The sequence below is a fragment of the Corynebacterium urealyticum DSM 7109 genome (assembly GCF_000069945.1).
Taxonomy (GTDB): Bacteria; Actinomycetota; Actinomycetes; order Mycobacteriales; family Mycobacteriaceae; genus Corynebacterium; species Corynebacterium urealyticum.
Window position 1 is genome coordinate 387609 of the sequence record NC_010545.1, and the last position, 16473, is coordinate 404081.

At 61.9% G+C, this 16473-nt stretch carries 20 protein-coding genes; 16 read left to right on the plus strand and 4 right to left on the minus strand.

Annotated elements, in window-relative coordinates; all coding sequences use genetic code 11:
* Positions 1–253: 253 nt before the first annotated feature.
* Entirely contained in the window at positions 254–1444 is a 1191-nt protein-coding gene (gene tuf / locus CU_RS01565; RefSeq protein WP_012359571.1) for an elongation factor Tu, read from the plus strand.
* A gap of 272 nt (positions 1445–1716) precedes the next feature.
* On the opposite strand, the gene CU_RS01570 is transcribed toward tuf, so the two are convergent.
* From CU_RS01570 to CU_RS10880, 4 genes are all read right to left on the minus strand, one after another.
* Positions 1717–2172: a hypothetical protein gene (locus CU_RS01570; protein ID WP_012359572.1), complete on the minus strand. Its 456-nt coding sequence runs from the start codon at positions 2170–2172 to the stop codon at positions 1717–1719.
* A gap of 277 nt (positions 2173–2449) precedes the next feature.
* Positions 2450–3319 carry a hypothetical protein gene (locus CU_RS01575; RefSeq protein WP_012359573.1) on the minus strand — a complete coding sequence of 290 codons (870 nt, stop codon included), beginning with the start codon at positions 3317–3319 and terminating at the stop codon, positions 2450–2452.
* Positions 3320–3473: 154 nt separating this feature from the next.
* Positions 3474–4271: a sortase family protein gene (locus CU_RS10875; RefSeq protein ID WP_231837714.1), complete on the minus strand. Its 798-nt coding sequence runs from the start codon at positions 4269–4271 to the stop codon at positions 3474–3476.
* An 89-nt stretch (positions 4272–4360) separates the two neighbouring features.
* The gene (locus CU_RS10880) at positions 4361–4705 is read right to left on the minus strand and encodes a hypothetical protein (RefSeq protein ID WP_231837715.1); all 345 of its coding nucleotides are present in this window, start codon (positions 4703–4705) and stop codon (positions 4361–4363) included.
* 981 nt (positions 4706–5686) lie between these two features.
* Between CU_RS10880 and rpsJ the strand changes: the two genes are divergently transcribed.
* The 15 genes from rpsJ to CU_RS01655 all read left to right on the plus strand — a co-directional run bounded on the left by rpsJ (position 5687) and on the right by CU_RS01655 (position 16402).
* On the plus strand, positions 5687–5992 hold the full coding sequence (gene rpsJ / locus CU_RS01585) for a 30S ribosomal protein S10 (RefSeq protein WP_005291986.1): 306 nt from the start codon (positions 5687–5689) through the stop codon (positions 5990–5992).
* A 51-nt stretch (positions 5993–6043) separates the two neighbouring features.
* Positions 6044–6700, plus strand: coding sequence for a 50S ribosomal protein L3 (gene rplC / locus CU_RS01590; RefSeq protein ID WP_012359575.1), 657 nt, complete (start codon positions 6044–6046; stop codon positions 6698–6700).
* Positions 6697–7374: a 50S ribosomal protein L4 gene (gene rplD / locus CU_RS01595; RefSeq protein WP_012359576.1), complete on the plus strand. Its 678-nt coding sequence runs from the start codon at positions 6697–6699 to the stop codon at positions 7372–7374. The genes rplC and rplD overlap by 4 nt, the downstream gene beginning before the upstream one ends.
* On the plus strand, positions 7371–7679 hold the full coding sequence (gene rplW, locus CU_RS01600) for a 50S ribosomal protein L23 (protein WP_012359577.1): 309 nt from the start codon (positions 7371–7373) through the stop codon (positions 7677–7679). Before rplD ends, rplW begins: the two co-directional genes overlap by 4 nt.
* 37 nt (positions 7680–7716) lie before the next feature.
* Positions 7717–8553: a 50S ribosomal protein L2 gene (rplB, locus tag CU_RS01605; RefSeq protein WP_012359578.1), complete on the plus strand. Its 837-nt coding sequence runs from the start codon at positions 7717–7719 to the stop codon at positions 8551–8553.
* A 16-nt stretch (positions 8554–8569) separates the two neighbouring features.
* Positions 8570–8848 (plus strand): 30S ribosomal protein S19, encoded by a 279-nt coding sequence (rpsS, locus tag CU_RS01610; RefSeq protein WP_012359579.1) that lies wholly within the window; start codon positions 8570–8572, stop codon positions 8846–8848.
* A 2-nt stretch (positions 8849–8850) separates the two neighbouring features.
* A complete protein-coding gene (gene rplV, locus CU_RS01615; protein ID WP_012359580.1) occupies positions 8851–9213 on the plus strand; it encodes a 50S ribosomal protein L22 in 363 nt (120 codons plus the stop codon).
* The gene (rpsC, locus tag CU_RS01620; protein ID WP_012359581.1) at positions 9213–9959 is read left to right on the plus strand and encodes a 30S ribosomal protein S3; all 747 of its coding nucleotides are present in this window, start codon (positions 9213–9215) and stop codon (positions 9957–9959) included. Before rplV ends, rpsC begins: the two co-directional genes overlap by 1 nt.
* 6 nt (positions 9960–9965) lie before the next feature.
* A complete protein-coding gene (gene rplP, locus CU_RS01625; RefSeq protein WP_012359582.1) occupies positions 9966–10382 on the plus strand; it encodes a 50S ribosomal protein L16 in 417 nt (138 codons plus the stop codon).
* The gene (rpmC, locus tag CU_RS01630) at positions 10382–10615 is read left to right on the plus strand and encodes a 50S ribosomal protein L29 (protein ID WP_012359583.1); all 234 of its coding nucleotides are present in this window, start codon (positions 10382–10384) and stop codon (positions 10613–10615) included. Before rplP ends, rpmC begins: the two co-directional genes overlap by 1 nt.
* Complete coding sequence (rpsQ, locus tag CU_RS01635; RefSeq protein WP_012359584.1) at positions 10612–10890, plus strand: 30S ribosomal protein S17; 279 nt, start codon at positions 10612–10614, stop codon at positions 10888–10890. Before rpmC ends, rpsQ begins: the two co-directional genes overlap by 4 nt.
* A gap of 248 nt (positions 10891–11138) precedes the next feature.
* Entirely contained in the window at positions 11139–11366 is a 228-nt protein-coding gene (locus tag CU_RS01640; protein ID WP_011274127.1) for an MbtH family protein, read from the plus strand.
* Positions 11367–11459: 93 nt separating this feature from the next.
* A complete protein-coding gene (locus CU_RS01645; RefSeq protein WP_041628450.1) occupies positions 11460–13184 on the plus strand; it encodes an ABC transporter ATP-binding protein in 1725 nt (574 codons plus the stop codon).
* Positions 13177–14904, plus strand: coding sequence for an ABC transporter transmembrane domain-containing protein (locus CU_RS01650; RefSeq protein WP_011274125.1), 1728 nt, complete (start codon positions 13177–13179; stop codon positions 14902–14904). The genes CU_RS01645 and CU_RS01650 overlap by 8 nt, the downstream gene beginning before the upstream one ends.
* Positions 14905–14983: 79 nt before the next feature.
* Entirely contained in the window at positions 14984–16402 is a 1419-nt protein-coding gene (locus tag CU_RS01655; protein WP_012359586.1) for a lysine N(6)-hydroxylase/L-ornithine N(5)-oxygenase family protein, read from the plus strand.
* Positions 16403–16473 lie beyond the last annotated feature (71 nt).

The window sequence follows — 16473 nt, forward strand, 5'->3', positions numbered from 1 at the left end:
TTTAAAGTACTTCACATTTGAGTATGATGCGGTGTGCTGGCCGTTACCCACTTGGAGAGCCTTAAGGGTTCTTCAGGGTGGCTGAGATCAAGCGCCAGCGCGTCTGGTTGCTGATTTCAGGACAGTATGTAATCGGCATAATAAATTTCGGTTTGTCAGCTACCTGCCTTTAAGAGGTAAAATGGTGAACCGGAGAAGTAAATCAATGTGGCTGCGAGAGTCGTAGCCACCGAGAAGTCCAGGAGGACACTAAGTGGCGAAGGCAAAGTTCGAGCGCACAAAGCCGCACGTAAACATCGGTACCATCGGTCACGTTGACCACGGTAAGACCACCACGACTGCTGCGATCACCAAGGTTCTGCACGACACCTACCCAGAGCAGAACAAGGCCTTCGCCTACGACGCCATCGACAAGGCGCCGGAGGAGAAGGAGCGCGGCATCACGATTAACATTTCTCACGTCGAGTACGAGACTGAGAAGCGTCACTACGCACACGTCGATGCCCCGGGCCACGCTGACTACATCAAGAACATGATCACCGGTGCTGCTCAGATGGACGGCGCCATCCTGGTTGTTGCTGCAACCGATGGCCCGATGCCGCAGACCCGTGAGCACGTTCTGCTGGCTCGCCAGGTTGGCGTTCCGTACATCCTCGTTGCACTGAACAAGTGCGACATGGTTGACGATGAGGAGCTCCTCGAGCTCGTCGAGATGGAGGTCCGCGAGCTTCTGGCTGAGCAGGACTACGACGAGGAGGCTCCGGTCGTCCCGATCTCCGCACTGGGCGCCCTGGACGGCGATCAGAAGTGGGTCGACTCCATCCTCGAGCTCATGAAGGCTTGCGACGAGTCCATCCCGGACCCGGAGCGCGAGACCGACAAGCCGTTCCTGATGCCGGTTGAGGACATCTTCACCATTACCGGTCGCGGCACCGTCGTTACCGGCCGTGTTGAGCGTGGCGTCCTGAACCTGAACGACGAGGTCGAGATCCTGGGCATCCGCGAGAAGTCCACCAAGACCACCGTCACCTCCATCGAGATGTTCAACAAGCTGCTGGACACCGCAGAGGCTGGCGACAACGCTGCACTGCTGCTGCGTGGTCTGAAGCGTGAGGACGTCGAGCGAGGCCAGATCATCGCTAAGCCGGGCGCTTACACCCCGCACACCGAGTTCGAGGGCTCCGTCTACGTCCTGTCCAAGGACGAGGGCGGCCGTCACACCCCGTTCTTCGACAACTACCGTCCGCAGTTCTACTTCCGTACCACCGACGTCACCGGTGTCGTTACCCTGCCAGAGGGCACCGACATGGTCATGCCGGGCGACAACGTTGAGATGAGCGTCAAGCTGATCCAGCCGGTCGCAATGGACGAGGGCCTGCGCTTCGCTATCCGTGAGGGTGGCCGCACCGTTGGTGCTGGTCGTGTGACCAAGATCAACAAGTAATACTGCTTCTCTAAGCGGTCGGCTTGCCGCTAGCCCCTAGGGGCCGGCGGAAAGCTTTAACCCCCGGAGCTTCGCTTCACAGCGAGCTACCGGGGGTTTCTTGCGTCTAGAGGGAGATTGGGGAAAAGACCAGAGGCAAAGGACCAGGGGGCAGGAACCCAGGGGCAAGTGGTGAGGCCGAGGGGCTAAGGGACGGAGGGGCGATGGGTAGGGGATGGGGGACTGGGATGGGAAACGGGGACTGGGGACGGGGAAGCCCAGGGTGCGGCGGGTTACTTGCCGTTCTTGAAGCGCTTTGTGGCGCGGTTGAGGACGTCCTGGGCGGTCTTCTCGACCTTCTGCTTCACCTTGGGTGGGACCTTGGACTCGTAGAGGCCCTGGCCTTTCTCTTTGAGCCACTTGCCGCCCTTCTCGCCGCGCTCGACGAGGTAGTCCGCGGTTGAGACGACGGGGTCCGCGTAGCGCTCTGCGAACTGGATGGCCTGTTCTGTGGCCTTCGGGTCGATGAAGGAGGGGCGGTGCTCCTGGAGCTGTTCCCGCAGGGCTGCGCTGAACGCAGTTTTGCGCTCCCAGCGCTCGTCGAGCTTCTTGAGTTCCGCGATGAGGGCCGCGTTAGACCCGCCGTGGTCCGGGTGGTGTTCGCGGACGATGGCGCGGCGTGCCTTGACGTATTCCGGGTTCTTGCGGAAGCTCTGGTTGCCGCCGGTGTTGCGGGCCTGGTTGGCCATGGAAGCCTCTTCTCGATGGTTGTGTGCCCTTGTTGGGTGCTTTGGAGCCCTGGTGGCGTGCTGGCGCTACCGGGCTGGCTCTGACGCTGCCGTTTCTTCTCGGTCTGTGTACGCAATGCCTTTCAGGTTATCGCAGTTGGGAGCTCGTGTGGGTATAGAAAAGCCCACCCCCTCCGCCGGATGGTCCGGGGGAGGGGGTGGGCCGGGGTGTTAACTACCCGTTGTGCCTAGAGCGTTGCGCTCGGCGGGTGAGGGGCTGTTAAGCGTTGATGCCGTTTTAGGCGAACAGCTTGCGGGAAGCTGCGAATGCGCCAGCTGCAACCATTGCGACGACTGCGAGTGCAGCCAGGCCGCGTGCGGCAGCGTTGGAGCCGGTCTCGGCTGCGATACCACGGTCGGTAGCTGCGGCGTCTGCACCCTGAGCGCCCTCAGCCAGCTGACCGCCCTGTGCGATGACCTCGTCCTTGTTCTCGCCGAGCAGCTTGTCGGAAGCAGCCTTCTCCTCAGCGGTCGGGTCCTCGTTCTTGCGACCCTCGTCCGGGGTGTAGGTCTGGCCGTCCTTCATCAGGTGGTAGACGATGCCACCGATGATCAGGGCTGCCGGCAGAGCCAGCCAAGCGAGCTTCTTCTTGTCGAAGTCGGAGCTGCCCTGGTTATCCGGGGTGTCCGGCTTAGCGTCTGGGAAAGCCTCGTAGTAGGCGTTGCGGAGCTCGTCGGTGACCTCGGCGTTCCAGTCGTTCTTGTCCTTGACGTAGATCTCGCCGTTGTTGTGCAGGTACCAGGTGTTGCCCTCGGAGTCCTGCTTGGTAGCCGGTGCCGGGATGTCGGACTCGTCGACCTCGTTGTCGCCTTCGCCCTCGGCCGGGTTGTTGCCCTCGTCGCCCTCGGCTGGGGCCTCCGGGTCCTCGTTCTCAGCCTGCTGCTGCTCCCAGATCTCCTGAGCCTGCTCCTCGGTCAGGTTCGGGCCGGGCTCGCCAACGAAGCCCTCGACAGGCTTGTACTCGCCGTTAGCCTGCTTCTGGTACTTGACACCTTCAACGGTGAGCTCGGCAGGTGCAGGAATCTGAGCCTGTGCGACGGTTGCGCCACCGACGGCCAGGGCGCCTGCCATGACGGCGGCGGTCAGAGTGCGTGGAAAACGCTTCATGGTCTCTCCTTGAAAGAAATTGGTGTTGCGTAATGCCAAACATCGGGGGCGGCATCAACAGGGTCAACTATAAGCGCTTCCTTAACTCTCGCAACAAATTCTGCACACACAATGAGAAACGCCCTCAAAAAGGGGTGGAATTCTCAGCTTGTCATTACTCCGCTTCTTGGGGTGCTTGCTCCTCCGCGCCCTTGCCCACCGTTGTGGAGGTGCCCTGGAACTGCCAGCCCACCACCGCATTGCGGACCGCCGGGGCGAGCAGGTTCGCCGGCTGAATGCAGCTGATCGTCAGCAGTCGGCCCGGCATGGGGCCCTCGCCCCAAATCTCAGGGCTTTGTGAGAGCCCCTCCTTCTCCGGGTCGTGGAGGTCGGTGGCGGAGTATACGAGCCAGGTGTCGCCAGACGCCTGGGTGCGCAGGTAGAGCTTGTCGCCAATGCTGACCTTGTGCTTATCCTTCGCGCCGTCGTAGAGGTCGTTAAACACGGCTGGAACGCCCGCGCCCGTGTGGCCCGTAATGACCACGATGTCCTTGGCGTTGGTGCCGGGTAGGGAGTAGGGCTTGTCCTCCGAGGTGTAGGTGCAGGCCTTATCCATCGTGTCTGGATTGATCGCACCGTCCTTCACGCGGCACGGACCCTCCTCGAAGGTGGCGTGCATCTTCAATGCGGGTACGTACATCTCGATCACAGGGGAGGGGTCGATGGGAGGCGACTGCTCTGCGACTACTTCGTTATTCTCCAAGTCCTCCGGAGGGGAGAACTTGCCCGAGGGCCAGAGCGCAAACACGAGCACCAGGGCCAATGCGGCGGCGCCGAGTTTCAACCACAGTGGCTTCTTCTTGCCATCGCGCGAAGAGGTCTCCCGCCAGGCAGAGCCAAGCTGCGGTTCCGGCCGCCGGTGCTGAGCTCTCTCTTCATCCCGGCGGGCGCGGCGCTGCTGCACAGCGGTCATCTCCGGGCCAAGGGTGCGACCCTGCCGAGGGCCGCGGTGCTCATGGTCAGGGCTACTGGACGTCGCGGTGCGCCGACGAGGAGCCGAGCCTACGGGCTGGTCATCCCTGCGGTAACGAGGTTGCTCCCCGGCAGGGCGCGGGTGACGCGGGCGGCGAGCGCCCGGTTGCCCGTCAGCGGGAACTTGCGGCCGGCGGCGTTGGAGTTCGCCTTGCGGGCGGAGACGCTGAGGTTCGCCCTGCAGACGGGGACGCTGGGGTTCGCCCTGCGGACGTGGACGGCGCTGGCTCGGCGGAGTGGGGCGGCCCCCTTCTGATGCCTGGGGGCGGGGACGGCGCTGCGGTTGGCCCTGGCGTGAACGGGGAGTGCCGGCCTCTTCTTGGGAAAGCGGGCAGCGGCGCTGGGGCCCACCCTGCGAGCGGGGGCGTTGCTCACCTTCCGGGATGGGTCGACTGCCGCGTGGCTGCTGCGCGCGAGGGCGCGGGCGAGACCCGTGAGCGGTGCCGTGATCTGCGGAGCGAGGGTCGCGGGTTGATCGCTGCCCTGCCTTCCGCTCCGGCGCCGGTGTGTTCGCGCGCCGGTAAGTCGGCGGCTGCGGGCCACCCTCATCGGACGGCGCGGAACGTGGGGCAGGCAGAGGGGATCGCCGCGGGGCCGAGGGGCGCCGACGGGGATCCATAGAATCGCTCACTGTTTTGCCCTCCTTATATATAAGGTGTCAGCAACGATCACGCCTGAAACCTCTACGAGAAAACTATGTGGCGATTCTAATGCGTGTTGCACACGCTGTGTTAAAGCTCCCGTCGTGCGCCGCCCACCGTGAACGAGCCACCGCGGGCTCAGAAAAATAAATTTGGCCTCGCGCGTTCGATGTGGTTGAATACTTGACGTTGCTTTAACACGGCACATGAGGCCATGCGTGCTTGATTAAGCCTAACCGGAACTGATCAGGATAAAACGCCCAGCCAAGAAGGTGCTGATGGTGAAGCGAGCATGAACCAACACAGTGGGGGATAACTCTGCTGTGCGGTACTTCGCGCGGGAACGGCGACACGCCCGACCGCGGGTGCCGGAGTGGGACATGGTAAATGAACAGCGGCAGTAAGCATAAGGAAAGAACCTTTTGCCTCCTCTGCGTCCACAACTGCAGATAACCAGCAGTATTTAGGCGCATGAGCACTAGTCCCCACGCGGGGAGGGTCTCTTCCAACACACAGTGTGTGCTTTGTGAACAACGCAAACGCGATCGTTTACCACCCCAACCGGTGCAACGAAGTGAACAGAGAAGACACTGAGCAAACTGGCGTCTGGACCAGGCCCCACGGCCGGACAGCGTTAAGACAAGAAAAGAAGCGTGTTCGCTCACAAGCTCGACAGCAGGTCGAGAACGTGGGCACGCTGAGGAAGAGGACAAGCGTGGCGGGACAGAAGATCCGCATCAGGCTCAAGGCCTACGATCACGAGGCAATCGACGCTTCTGCCAAGAAGATTGTTGAGACGGTCACTCGTACCGGCGCCCGTGTAGTCGGCCCGGTGCCGTTGCCAACTGAAAAGAACGTTTACTGCGTCATCCGTTCGCCGCACAAGGACAAGGACTCGCGCGAGCACTTCGAGATGCGTACTCACAAGCGCCTGATCGACATTCTCGACCCAACCCCGAAGACCGTTGATGCCCTCATGCGCATCGACCTTCCGGCAAGCGTCGACGTCAACATTCAGTAAGCCTGAGTCGAGTCTGAATACAGCAGCTTAAAGGCAGCGGAGAACAAAACTATGAGTGATATTGAGATCAAGGGCATCCTGGGCAAGAAGCTCGGCATGACCCAGATCTTCGATGACGAGAACCGCGTCGTACCGGTCACCGTCGTCGAGGCTGGGCCTTGTGTCGTAACCCAGGTGCGCACCAAGGACATCGACGGCTACGAGGCCGTCCAGATCGCATTCGGTGAGATCGACCCACGTAAGGTCAACAAGCCTGAGTCTGGCCACTTCAAGAAGGCCGGCGTTACCCCTCGTCGCCACGTCGCCGAGATCCGCGTTGCGGATGCTTCCGGCTACGAGGTTGGCCAGGACGTAACCGTCGAGATCTTCAACGAGGTCGACTTCGTGGACGTCACCGGCACCTCCAAGGGTCACGGCTTCGCCGGCGGCATGAAGCGCCACGGCTTTGCTGGCCAGGGTGCAGCACACGGTAACCAGGCAGCGCACCGTCGCGTCGGTGGTATCGGCGGAGCCGCTACCCCGGGCCGCGTCTTCAAGGGCAAGCGCATGGCAGGTCGCATGGGCAACAACCGCGTGACCATGCAGAACCTGAAGGTTGCCAAGGTCGATACCGATTCCAACCTGCTGCTCATCAAGGGCGCAGTTCCGGGTATCAACGGCGGCATCGTCGTTGTCAAGACCGCAGTGAAGGGCGGTGCTAAAGCATGAGCAATCTGAAGCTTGATGTACATACCGCTGATGGTAAGACCAACGGCAGCGTAGAGCTCCCAGCATCCATCTTCGATGTTGAGGCGTCCGTCGCGCTGATGCACCAGGTCGTTACCGCTCAGCTCGCAGCGAAGCGCCAGGGCACGCACGCAACCAAGGGTCGCGGCGAGGTCCGTGGCGGTGGCCGCAAGCCATTCCGCCAGAAGGGCACCGGCCGCGCACGGCAGGGCTCCATCCGCGCACCACACTTCACCGGTGGTGGCACGGTCCACGGCCCGCAGCCGCGCGACTACTCCCAGCGCACCCCGAAGAAGATGAAGGCTGCCGCACTGCGCGGCGCCCTGTCTGACCGCGCACGCCACTCCCGCATCCACGTGATCGAGGAGCTCGTGCCGGGCCAGATCCCATCCACCAAGTCTGCACGTTCCTTCCTGGAGCGCCTGACCGAGCGCAAGCAGATCCTGGTCGTCCTCACCCGTGAGGACCTGACCGCTCGCAAGTCCGTCGCCAACCTGCCGAACGTGCACGCACTGCCGGCAGACCAGCTGAACACCTACGACGTTCTGCACGCAGACGACGTCGTGTTCTCTGTCGAGGCACTGGACGCCTTCATCAAGGCCGCAAGCGGCGCCAACAAGGCTGAGGACCAGAACACGAAGGAGGAGGCTAAGTGAGCAACAAGGTTGTAGATCCTCGCGACGTCATCATCGCTCCGGTCGTGTCTGAAAAGTCTTACGCCCTGATGGAGCGGAACGTTTACACGTTCCTCGTCGCACCAACGTCCAACAAGACCCAGATCAAGATTGCCGTCGAGCAGATCTTCGGCGTGAAGGTCGCCAGCGTCAACACCGCTAACCGTGAGGGTAAGCTCAAGCGCTCCCGCTACGGCTACGGTCGTCGCAAGGCCACCAAGCGCGCCATGGTGACCCTGGTCGCCGGCAGCGATCCGATCGACATCTTCGGTGGCACCGTCGCGTAAGCGCCGGCAAACCGACAGGTAAAGAGGAAGCAAAAGTATGGCTATTCGTAAGTACAAGCCGACTACGCCGGGTCGCCGCGCGAGCTCCGTCTCCGAGTTCAGCGAGATCACTCGCTCCACTCCAGAGAAGTCTCTGCTGCGCCCGCTGTCGAAGACCGGTGGCCGCAACGTTCACGGCCACATCACCACCCGTCACAAGGGCGGCGGCCACAAGCGTCGCTACCGCGTGATCGACTTCCGTCGTAACGACAAGGACGGCGTGGTCGCTAAGGTCGCACACATCGAGTACGACCCGAACCGCACCGCAAACATCGCACTGCTGCACTACCGCGACGGCGAGAAGCGCTACATCATCGCGCCGCGTGGTCTGAAGCAGGGCGCACTGGTTGAGTCCGGCCCGAACGCAGACATCAAGGTTGGTAACAACCTGCCGCTGCGTAACATCCCGGCTGGTACCACTATCCACTGCGTCGAGCTGAAGCCAGGTGGGGGCGCCAAGATGGCCCGCTCCGCTGGTGCCTCGATCCAGCTGCTGGGTAAGGAAGGCAAGTACGCAGTCCTGCGTATGCCGTCCTCCGAGATCCGCCGCGTCGACATCCGTTGCCGTGCAACCGTCGGCGAGGTCGGTAACCAGGAGCAGATCAACATCCGCTGGGGCAAGGCCGGCCGTATGCGCTGGAAGGGCTGGCGCCCGACCGTCCGCGGTGCTGCTATGAACCCGGTCGACCACCCGCACGGTGGTGGTGAGGGCCGCACGTCCGGTGGCCGCCACCCAGTGTCCCCATGGGGTCAGCTGGAGGGCCGCACCCGCCGCCCGAACCGCCCAAGCGACAAGATGATTGTCCGCCGTCGCCGTCCCAACAAGAAGCGCTAAGAGGAGGTAGCAGAGAATGCCACGCAGCCTTAAGAAGGGCCCATTCGTTGACGAGCACCTCCTCAACAAGGTGGATGCTCAGAACGAGAAGGGCACCAAGCAGGTCATCAAGACCTGGTCCCGCCGCTCGACTATCTTGCCCGACTTCATCGGTCACACCTTCGCCGTCCACGACGGTCGTAAGCACGTGCCGGTGTTCATCGATGACTCGATGGTTGGTCACAAGCTGGGCGAGTTCGCACCGACGAAGACCTTCAAGGGTCACGTCAAGGACGACATGAAGGGTCGTCGATAATCATGACTGAAACTGTGAATTCCGCACGCGCCACCGCGCGCTTCGTGCGCGTCAGCCCGATGAAGGCACGCCGCGTGATCGACCTGGTCCGCGGTAAGTCCGTCGAGGACGCCCTGGCGATCCTGAAGTACGCCCCGCAGGCTGCTTCCGAGGACGTCGCCAAGGTTGTTGCCTCCGCAGCGGCTAACGCAGAGAACAACTTTGGTCTGGATCCGCGCACCCTGGTCATCTCCGAGGCATACGCCGACGAGGGCCCGACCATGCGTCGTTTCCGTCCGCGCGCTCAGGGTCGTGCTTTCCACATCCGTAAGCGCAGCAGCCACATCACCGTGGTAGTCGAGAGCCAGAAGGGAAGTGCTCAGTAGTGGGCCAGAAGATTCAACCCCACGGCCTCCGGCTGGGTATCACCTCCGATTGGCGGTCCCGCTGGTACGCCGACAAGCAGTACGCTGACTACCTTGCCGAAGACATCAAGATCCGCGAGTTCCTCTCCGAGGGCCTCGAGCGCGCGGGCATCGCGAACGTGGTCATCGAGCGCACGCACGACCGTGTGCGCGTCGACATCCACACCGCACGTCCGGGCATCGTGATCGGCCGTCGTGGCTCCGAGGCTGACCGCATCCGCGGCAAGCTCGAGAAGCTCACTGGCAAGCAGGTCCAGCTCAACATCCTCGAAGTCAAGAACGTTGATGCCAACGCTCAGCTGGTGGCTCAGTCCATCGCCGAGCAGCTGGTGAACCGTGTTGCATTCCGCCGCGCTATGCGCAAGGCAATCCAGGGTGCAATGCGTCAGCCACAGGTCAAGGGCATCAAGGTTGTCTGCTCCGGTCGCCTGGGCGGCGCGGAGATGGGTCGCACCGAGCGCTACCACGAGGGTCGCGTTCCGCTGCACACCCTCCGTGCCGAGATCGACTACGGCACCCACGAGGCCCACACCACCTTCGGCCGCATCGGCGTCAAGGTGTGGATCTACAAGGGTGACGTCGTCGGCGGTCGCCGCGAGTCCCTGATGAACGCTCGCGACGAGCGCCCGTCCCGCGGTGGTCGCCGTGAGCGCCCGCGCCGCGGTGGTGCACGCCGCCAGCGCGCCGAGAAGAAGCAGGAGGGCTAAGAACAAATGCTTATCCCCAAGCGCGTTAAGTTCCGCCGCCAGCACCGCCCGAACCGTAGCGGTATGTCCAAGGGCGGCAACCGTGTGACCTTCGGCGACTACGGCCTGCAGGCCCTGGAGCCGACCTACATCACGAACCGTCAGATCGAGGCTGCACGTATTGCCATCAACCGCCACATTAAGCGTGGTGGCAAGGTGTGGATCAACATCTTCCCGGACCGTCCGCTGACCCAGAAGCCGCTCGGCGTGCGTATGGGTTCCGGTAAGGGCCCGGTTGAGAAGTGGGTCGCCAACGTCAAGCCTGGTCGCATCCTGTTCGAGATGTCGTACCCAGATGAGCAGGCTGCCATGGAGGCTTTGCGCCGCGCCGGCGCGAAGCTGCCATGCAAGGTGCGCATCGTGAAGAAGGAGGATCAGTTCTAATGGCTACTGGTATCCCAGCCTCTGAGCTCCGCGAGCTCAGCAACGAGGAGCTGACCACCCGCCTGAAGGAGAGCAAGGAAGAGCTGTTCAACCTTCGCTTCCAGATGGCGACCGGCCAGCTGACCAACAACCGTCGTCTGAGCGTTGTCAAGAAGGACATCGCTCGCATCTACACGGTCCTGCGCGAGCGCGAGCTCGGGCTGTCGACCAACCCTGGTGGTGACGCAGCATGAGTGAGGCTAACGTGAACAAGAAGGAAAAGGGCCAGAAGAAGGTCCGCACCGGCTACGTGGTCTCCGACAAGATGGCTAAGACCATCGTCGTCGAGCTGGAGGACCGCAAGCAGCACGCACTGTACGGCAAGATCATGCGCCGTAACTCTCGCGTGAAGGCTCACGATGAGGAAGGCCTCGCCGGTGTCGGCGACCGCGTCCGCATCGAGGAGACCCGCCCGCTGTCCAAGGACAAGCACTTCCGTCTCCTGGACATCGTAGAGAAGGCTCGCTAGTTTTCTCTAAGACTTTCCGGTCTTTGCCGGTGTGCTGATGTAAGTCAGTCGTGGTAAGGTGGAAATTCGCACTATATACCCGCCGTAGGCAACCGCCTATGGCGGGTCTTTTGCTATCCACGCCCCTTCTCAAAAGCTGCATATTAGGTTATGCTAAGTTAATTCACGCTTGCTGCACTTGTGCCACCACTTTGGCCAACGCAGCCCATAAACCCGTTATTTCCGCATCATGAGACAAGGAGCGCGTGTTGTCTAGCAACCCGTTTGATGACGAACAGGGCAGCTTCTTCGCCCTTATCAACGACGAGGGACAGTACTCGTTGTGGCCTACGTTCGCCGCCGTGCCAGACGGATGGACCGTGGCTCTGGGAGACCCTTCCCGTGGCGTAGACGGCGGGGTATCGCGGGACGAGGCGATGGAGTTCATCGACCGCGAGTGGACCACCTTGCAACCGGCAGGAAAGTCTCACGCTTAAGTGAGTGCCGTACTTCCCACTGCTTCGCCTGGTGAGTCCGCTGCGGAGATTGGCCGCCTGCTCCGTCGCACCGCAACTCCAGCAATTAGTGCGGTGCTGTTCACTTTCGCCGGTGCCTTGCTCTCTCTGGTGCCCATTTATCTGCTGGCCAGCGTCATCGATGCGGTAGCCGCCGGTGACGGCAAGTCTGGCGTGCTGAAGGTGATTGTGTGGGCTGCCGTGGCGTGTGTTGGTACTGCCGTTGTCGCTGGCCTTGCGGAGGCGCTGACGGGTGTGACGATTGCCCAGGTAGTTGCGAAGTTGCGTGAGCGCGCCGTCGCCGCGGTGCTGAATCTGCCTTCCACCACGGTGGAGTCCCTGGGCCGGGGAGAGGTGCTGGGCCGAGTTGGTGCGGATGTCGCCGCGCTGGTGAGCAGTGCCCGCAAGTCGGTTCCATCGACCCTCAGCGCGCTGGTGATGGTCGTGGTGGCCAGCGCTGGAATAGCGGGGTTGGATTGGCGCCTCGCGTTGGCGGGGCTGTGCGGGATTCCGTTCTATGCGCTGGGGTTGCGATGGTATCTTCCTCGTTCTGCCCCTTTGTATCGACGCCAACGCGAATTAGAAGCCGGTGTCATCGGTTCCTTGCAAGGTTCTATGGAGGGCATTCGTTCGGTTCGTTCGCATCGGCTGGTGGATAGCCGCCAAGGTCTCACCAGGCGCTACGCGCAGGCTTCGCGGGACGAATCAATCGCTGCGTTTCGTGTGTTTTCCGGGCTGGTGGCGCGGGAGAACTTCGCGGAGTTCATGGGGTTGTCAGCCCTGTCTGTCGTAGGCTGGTTGCTCTTCCGCGAAGATGCGGTGACGGTGGGCGAGATCTCGGCAGCGTTGATTCTGTTCCACCGTCAGTTCGTGCCGATCGGCACGATTCTGTTCACCTTTGATGAACTGCAGCGCAGCGGGGCGGCCTTGGGGCGCATCGTGGGACTCATTCGCTTCGCGGGTGCGGATACGCCACAGCCGATTGATGACTACTCCTCGCATCGGCAGAGTCCAGCTGTAGAGGTCAAGGGCCTGAATTATCGGTACGAGGATGGCCCAGAGATCTTGCATGACTTGGCGTTCCACATCCCTGCGGGGTGCACGGTATGCGTGGTCGGCGGATCGGGAGCTGGCAAGTCCACGGTTGCGGAAATTGTCTCTGGAACCCTCGAGATGGCAGAGCCGGGTGTGATCACCGTTGGGGGGTGCGACGTGGTGGGAATGAGTGCGCAAGAAAGAAGCTCGATCTTTTGCGTTGCCTCCCAGGAAAACTACGTCTTCGCGATGAGTTTGCGCGATAATCTCCTGCTGGCAGCCGAAGGTGCCAGCGACGCAGAAATATGGGATGCGCTGCGCCGAACCGGTGCGGAAGATTGGTGCACATCCTTGTCCCATGGCGACAAGCAGGGCTTAGACACAATGCTGGGCGAAGGGGGCCTGCACGTAGATGCGGTGGCGGCACAGCGTCTGGCGCTGGCCAGGGTGGCATTGTCTCGGGCTGGCGTCGTCATTCTTGACGAATCAACGGCCGAAGATGACGGTGACCTCGAGGAAACACAGCAATCACACGAGGCCTTTTCGATGTCCTTGGAGGACGCTGCCCGCGCGGCGATCCGCGGACGGACGGCGATGGTGATTGCGCACCGGCTCAGCCAAGCAACCTCCGCCGATAGCGTGGTGGTGATGGAGCGCGGGCGCGTGGTGGAAACAGGTACGCACGAGGAGCTGGCAGCAAGAAACGGAACATATGCCGATATGTGGACCGCCTGGAATGAGCAGGGGAGGCAGGCGCGTGTCTGACAACAAGGTGGTGACGCTGCGCGGGCTGGTCAGAAAAAATTCTCGCGCGATGGCTCTGAGTGGCTTGTTGCTGAGCATCTACCACGTGGCAGAAGCCATGATTGCGGTGTTACTGGGATGGTTGGCGCACAGTCTTATCGCTAGCGAGAATGTGTGGCACCTGGTGGGTGGAATCGCAGCCTTAGGCGCTACGCTGGCGACGGTGTCTGTGAGCTGGCAGACAGGGTTCCGGATACTGCAGGCTACGTCGGCTCGGAACGTATGTGAATTGCGGGCAGGCATCACCTCGCAGGTGGTGAGCCATGGTGGGCATTCCGACGATGCGGACAGTCTGCCTCGCCAGGAATTGCCCACGGTGGTGGGTGAAGACGTGGTGCAGGCGGTAGACATCATCGAAGTGGTCCCGGTGGGGATCAGTGCGCTGGTGGGAGCCATTTTCTGCACGATTGTTCTGGCGCTGATTGATCTGCCACTGGGAGTGGTGGTGTTGGTGCTCAGCGCGGTGGTGTTGATAGTCCTGCACCGGCTGTCTCAGATCATTGAACGCCGCGCGGAGCGGCAACAAACTCTGCTCGCGCGAGTGACCGCGCGCATGACCGACATTCTGCAGGGGCTGCCGGTGATCTCGGGAGTGGCTGGCGCGCATCCGGCCTACCGTGGATATGCGCGTAAATCTGAAGAGGCGTGTGCGGATGCTCGGAAGCTCGCGTGGGTCAGCGGAGGTTATGAAGCCGTGGCGATGGGCAGCAATGTGCTGTTGCTGAGTGCGGTGGGCCTGTACGCGGGCTATCGAACCATTTCCGGCGATGTGACGTTGGGGGAGTTGGTCACCGTGGTGGCGCTGTCACAATTTATCGCGGAGCCGATGCGGCAGTGCAGCAGAATGCCGCGCTTCATTGGATTGGCGAGGGCTTCCGTTCGGAGGCTGCAGCGCGTGGCGGAAGCTCAGCGGCTGCGTGAGGGGCAGGGCGTGCCATCTGCTCAGATTGGCACGCCTGCCATTTCCATGCGCGGTGGAGACGGTGAGGCCGAAGGAGACGGCGAGGTCGAGGGATCAGAGCAGGCTTCCGTGGCGTTCGCAGAGGGGCGACTGACGGTGGTGCACTGTTCAGCCGCATGGGCAGATGCTCTGGTGGATGCGTTGGTCGCGGGGGAGTCGATGGAGCTTGGCTCCCTGACTAGGCCACAAACTCAACAACTGTGGATCCGGGGGCGCGATATTTGCGAGATCTCGGTAGACGATGTGCGTTCCGCTGTGCTTGCCGAGCCTCGGAAGCCGGCATTGTTTGGGGACACAGTGGGGCAGGCGGTGCTGCGGAGCTCTGGAGAGGGCAGGGCGGAGGATGCAGTAGACATTCTTAACGCCTTAGGGCTCGATGAACTGGCGCCGGGGGCGGCTCATTCAGCCGGGGTATTGGATCACGAGCTGACCGAAGGTGCGCGCAATCTTTCCGGTGGTCAGCGGCAGCGGCTGGGATTGGCACGAGCGCTACTGGCTGAGCCGGAGATGTTGGTGATGGTTGATCCGGTCTCGTCAGTGGATTCAATGACGGGCATGAAAGTGGCGCGTGCGGTGAGAGATATTCGCCGCGGGCGTACCACGGTGGTCCTGTGTGTGGGGAGGGCCTTCCAGTCGGTAGCCGAGGACGTAGTTGATGTGAAGCCTCTAGCTGGGAGTTTGCGGACGCGGGGTGAGCAATTCCCGCTAGGGGGTTGTTGAGCAATAGAAGATAGGTTAGCCTACCCTTTGCATTGCCTACCCTAAGAAGTTGGTTGGCGCATCCTACAGAGAGGCCATAGTGACCATCATCGATCGTCAAGCTCAGACATCCGCAGAGCGCAGTACCCACGAAAATTCCGTCCGCGACATCGTCGGGATCGGCATCGGCCCCGGAAACCTCGGGCTCGCGGTAGCTATCGAAGAGCAAGCTCCAGAACTCGATGCACTCTTTGTGGAAGCCCGCCCGGAATTCAACTGGCACCCAGGCATGCTCCTCGAAGGATCCAACATGCAGATCAGCTTCCTTAAAGACCTGGTTACGGTGCGCAATCCGCAGAGCCGCTTCAGCTTCATCAACTACTTGCATCACAGCGACCGCTTGATTGATTTCATTAACCGCCAAACCTTCACCCCGGAACGCGTGGAATTCGCCGATTACCTCCGATGGATCGCGGATCACATCACCGTGGACACGCAGTACAACACCACCGTGACGTCCATCGAGACGCTTCCGGAACCGGCCGCAGACGGAGCTCGTTTTGTGGTGCACGTCCGCAGGAAGTTAGGAAGCGGTGAGTCCGAAGGGCAGCGAGCTCAGCAGTCGGAGTCCATTCGCTGCCGCAACGTGGTGGTTGCCCGCGGTCTGGAAGCCAAGATGCCTGCGTGGGCAGAGGACAGCTCCTTGGACACCTCGCGCATCTTCCACAACATCGATTTGCTCCCGCGCACCAAGAAGCTGCTGAACAGTGGGTGGGATATCCGCCGAGCTTTGGTGATCGGCGCGGGCCAGTCCGCAGCCGAGGCCATCCGGTACTTCCACGATTGCCCGCATATCGATACCGTCACGGGCAGCTTGAACAGCTACGGCTTCATCCCCGCCGATGACAGCCCCTTCGCCAATCGGGTGTTCGACCCGGAGGCCGTTGATGACTTCTTCCATGCGCCCGATGCGATCCGCAACGAGCTGTTGATCCGCCACCGGTACACCAATTACGCCTGCGTGGAATCTGAGCTCCTCGATGAGCTCCACGACCGTCAGTATCGGGAAAGCGTCACCGGGCGTCAGCGGCTCGATATTCGCCGGACCACGGAGGTGCTCGGTGCGCGTAATTGTTCCGACGGCAGCGTCGACGTGGACATTCGCCACCGAGTAACCGGAGACGTGGTGACAGAAAACTTTGACGTGGTGGTGTGCGCCACGGGCTTCCGATCTCGCGGTCTTGCGGGGATTCACGCTGATAGTCACGGCAGTGAAGAATTCACCGTCACTAGGGATTACGGCGCCGTGCTCAATGGCGAGCGCGTGCCAGGACTCTTCGTGCAGGGAGCAACTGAGGCCACGCATGGACTCGGTTCCACGTTGCTCTCCAACATCGCGACCCGCTCCGGGGAACTGGTGGAGGCCATCACGGGACAGCAACGCACGCATCGTGCGCCGGCGGATGAAGATCTCCGCTCCGAGCAACATCGGGATTCTTCGCACCTGATCGCAGGCTGATTTTCCCGAGCCGTGCTCCGCGCGAGGTTGGCTGACACCTAGCCCGACGTCCGCCATCCGCGTCTGATTCC